The 2287-nt window shown below is 71.1% G+C and carries 4 protein-coding genes; 3 read left to right on the forward strand and 1 reads right to left on the reverse strand.

Translation table 11 applies throughout. From position 1 onward, the window contains the following. The first annotated feature begins 27 nt into the window (after positions 1-27). Positions 28-153, forward strand: coding sequence for a carbohydrate binding domain-containing protein (locus tag ACWXWW_RS17755; protein ID WP_421075649.1), 126 nt, complete (start codon positions 28-30; stop codon positions 151-153). Positions 154-246: 93 nt separating this feature from the next. On the opposite strand, the gene ACWXWW_RS17760 is transcribed toward ACWXWW_RS17755, so the two are convergent. Further along, the gene (locus ACWXWW_RS17760) at positions 247-1011 is read right to left on the reverse strand and encodes a TetR/AcrR family transcriptional regulator (RefSeq protein ID WP_282978219.1); all 765 of its coding nucleotides are present in this window, start codon (positions 1009-1011) and stop codon (positions 247-249) included. Positions 1012-1099: 88 nt separating this feature from the next. Between ACWXWW_RS17760 and ACWXWW_RS17765 the strand changes: the two genes are divergently transcribed. Both ACWXWW_RS17765 and ACWXWW_RS17770 read left to right on the forward strand, forming a co-directional pair. Beyond that, positions 1100-1552, forward strand: coding sequence for a VOC family protein (locus ACWXWW_RS17765; protein WP_282978217.1), 453 nt, complete (start codon positions 1100-1102; stop codon positions 1550-1552). Then, positions 1549-2196, forward strand: coding sequence for a CatB-related O-acetyltransferase (locus ACWXWW_RS17770; protein ID WP_455971306.1), 648 nt, complete (start codon positions 1549-1551; stop codon positions 2194-2196). Before ACWXWW_RS17765 ends, ACWXWW_RS17770 begins: the two co-directional genes overlap by 4 nt. Positions 2197-2287 lie beyond the last annotated feature (91 nt).

Genomic DNA, 2287 nt, shown 5'->3' on the forward strand with positions numbered 1-2287 from the left:
CGGACGATCGACTCGAACGGCGCGTCGGTGACCGCGGCGTTCAACAACGGCGCGGGCACGTGGGACAACAACGGCGGGTCCGACTACGTCCTGTCGGGCACGACCGCTGCGGTCGCGAACGGCGCCGTGACGACGCAGAACCCCTGCGGCTGATCCGGATCGTCGCCGGTCACTGAGGAGCGGGCGAGGCGAGAGGGCGACCTGCGGGTCGCCGGGGCTCGCCTCGCCCGTTCCCGTCGGCGGGGCTCAGGCCGAGTCGATGAGCGCGGCGAGGCCGTCGAGTGTGCGAGCAAGGCCGAACTCCCACGCCCGATCCGCCGCCCAGGCAGACCCTTGCGCCTCCCCGGCCGCGGCTCCGATCCGGACGGCGCGGGGATAGCGCGCCGGGTCGAACGCGCGCGCGAGGATCGGCTGGTTGGCCGCCCACCATTCGCCGTCGCTCATCGCCGAATCCGTTGTGGCGCGCTGCGCGTCGTGCGCTGCGCGGCAGTGCGCCTGCACGAAGCCGAGCAGATAGGTCAGCGCCGCGTCGACGTCGGCATCCGCGAGTCCCGTCCCGTCGAACGCCGCGAGCTCGTGCTCGTACTTCGCCATCAGTCCGGGCCCGAGGGGCGGCCGGCTCAGAGCGGCGACCTCCGTCAGCCACGCGTGCTCGGTCAGCAGCTCGCGATTCGCCTCGGCGACCATCCCGAGCCGCGCCCGCCACGTCTCATCCGCCCAGGGGCGCCGGGGCATCCGGCCGTAGAGCGCGTCGACCATGAGGTCCAGCAGCTCCGGCTTGCCGGGGACATACGTGTAGACCGACATCGCCGACACCCCCACCCGCTCGGCCACGGCGCGGATGGTCACCGCGGCCAGGCCGCTCTCGTCGGCGAGCTCGAGCGCGGCATCGACGAGCTGGACCGCGGTGAGCGAGCGCGCGGGCCCCTTCCGCTGCGTGCGAGCGGGCTCGCCCCACAGCAGGGCGAGCGTGGCGCTGGGCTCGCCGGATCCGGTGCGGTGCGAGGACATGGGAATGATCCTGCCATGGACGGGGTTGTGCTCTGTACGTCGTATACCGTACAGTGTACGACGTTCCGTTGAGGAGAAGGAGGACGCGATGACCCGCACGACCGCATCCGCAGCCGAGACCATCCGACCGACAGGAGGCCGTTCCATGCACATCACCGAATCCGCCCTCTCGCTCAATGTCCGCGACGTCGAGGCGTCCGCCGCCTGGGTGAAGCGGCATCTCGGCTTCTCCGAGACCATGTCCGCCGACGGGTTCTGCTCGCTCGCGCACCCCGAGGCGGGGTTCGCGCTCATCTACCTGCGCACCGGGCTCGGGACCTTCAGACCCGCCACGCAGGCACACGATGCCGGGGGACTGCTCGTGGTGTTCGTCGTTCCCGACATCGACGCGCAGTACGAGCGCCTGCGCGCCGAGGGTGTCGAGATCGTCACGCCGATCGAGACCGAGCCGTGGGGCGAGCGCTACTTCCAGATGGCCGACCCGAACGGCGTCGTGTACCAGCTCGTGCAGTGGATGACCCCCGAGGAGGAGCAGCAGTGACCGATCCCCGCATCCCCGACCCCTCCCAGCCCACGCCGACGACGCGACCGGAGCTGTCGAACGTCGTGTTCCTGCGGAGCGTCGTGACGTCCGAGCTCATCGAGGTCGGCGAGTACACGTACTACGACGACGAGGGAACCCGTCCGCCGTTCGAGGAGGCCAACGTCCGGTACCTCTACGGCCCCCAGCGCCTCGTCATCGGCCGCTTCACGGCGATCGCCCCGGGTGCGACGTTCCTCATGCCGGGCGGCAGCCATCCGATGGTCGGGCCATCGACCTATCCGTTCACGATGTTCGGCGGGGCGTGGATGGAGAACACCCTCGACGCCTTCCTCGCGATCGAGCAGCGCGGCGACACGGTCGTCGGCAACGACGTGTGGATCGGTCGCGAGGCGACGATCCTCCCCGGCGTGGCCATCGGCGACGGCGCGGTGATCGGCGCGCACAGCGTCGTCACGAAGGACGTCGCGCCGTACGAGGTCGTGGGCGGGAACCCTGCGCGGCGCATCCGCATGCGGTTCGACGAAGAGGATGTCCGCCGGCTCCTCGCGGTGCGCTGGTGGGACTGGCCGATCGAGCGCATCACCGAGCATGCCGCCGTGATCATGACCGGAGCGCCGGCCGAGCTCGAGCGGCTCGCGTGACGCCCGGCCCGGCCCGCGCCAGCGTGCGCGGGGAGGGACTCACCCGCTCCCATCCGCAGTTTCGCCAGGACAGGCCAGCCCGTCGAAGGGT

Source organism: Microbacterium sp. KNMS (genome assembly GCF_053851835.1).

What these genes read in the sequence shown, in the direction of transcription:
- ACWXWW_RS17760 (WP_282978219.1), bottom strand. Translation starts at nt 1,011, where the DNA reads ATGTCCTCGCACCGCACCGGATCCGGCGAGCCCAGCGCCACGCTCGCC.
- ACWXWW_RS17765 (WP_282978217.1), top strand. Translation starts at nt 1,100, where the DNA reads ATGACCCGCACGACCGCATCCGCAGCCGAGACCATCCGACCGACAGGA.